This window comes from Vibrio sp. 970 (genome assembly GCF_033339075.1).
The window spans coordinates 1-732 of record NZ_JAWOTW010000273.1 but is presented as its reverse complement, the minus strand read 5'-3'; the positions used below and the strand labels follow the sequence as shown (position 1 = coordinate 732).

Sequence of the window (732 nt, the reverse complement as noted above, 5' to 3'; positions counted from 1 at the left end):
ACACCAATAGTGCTGCGCCGTTTGAGGTTTGACTGACTTGTTCTGCCGAATAAAATCCGCCATCCAAACCTTGGCCAGAAAAGGCCGCGTAGTCAGGGCCGTAGTCGACAAATTGCCAACCAAAAACGTGCTCAAAAAACGCTTTAGTGGCACCGATATTGGGCGTACCAAATTCAACGTAGTTCAATTTTTCATGTTGATGCATGCGATATCCTTTCTGCTTGGTGATGTTTATTCAGTGTAATCACTCTCGCCACGAGATTCTCATGCTTTTGGTTTGTTTTTTAATCTAAATAGATGAAAAACGAAAACTTTCATCGTTTATCCCTATCAAATCTATCGCCAATTCCCATTAAACAAATGGAATCTTTGAAGATATATTCTTCGTGGGCAGAAAAGAGCTTTTGAATATCCATTTACCACTCGTGGACTAAATGGTTAGCACGCATTGGAGAGCAACCATGCAGATGTCAAAAAGCTTTTTATTAATTACAGTTGGCTTAGCCAGCACATCTCTACAGGCGCAAACCCTGACAAGAGATAACGGCGCACCAGTCGGTGACAACCAAAATTCAATCACAGCAGGTGAAAACGGCAGCGTATTGCTGCAAGACGTTCACCTGATCCAAAAATTGCAACGTTTTGCCAGAGAACGTATTCCTGAGCGAGTTGTACACGCTCGTGGCACGGGTGCGCATGGTGAATTTGTTGCGTCTGGCGATTTTAGTGATT

The 732-nt window shown here is 43.3% G+C and carries 2 protein-coding genes; one reads left to right on the top strand and one right to left on the bottom strand.

Annotated features, from left to right (window positions below; translation table 11 throughout):
• Positions 1-205: VOC family protein (locus R7Q11_RS26135; protein WP_405532479.1), on the bottom strand; the 205-nt coding region annotated here is incomplete at its 3' end.
• 256 nt (positions 206-461) lie between these two features.
• Here R7Q11_RS26135 and R7Q11_RS26130 point away from each other — a divergent pair.
• Positions 462-732: catalase (locus R7Q11_RS26130; RefSeq protein WP_225466996.1), on the top strand; the 271-nt coding region annotated here is incomplete at its 3' end.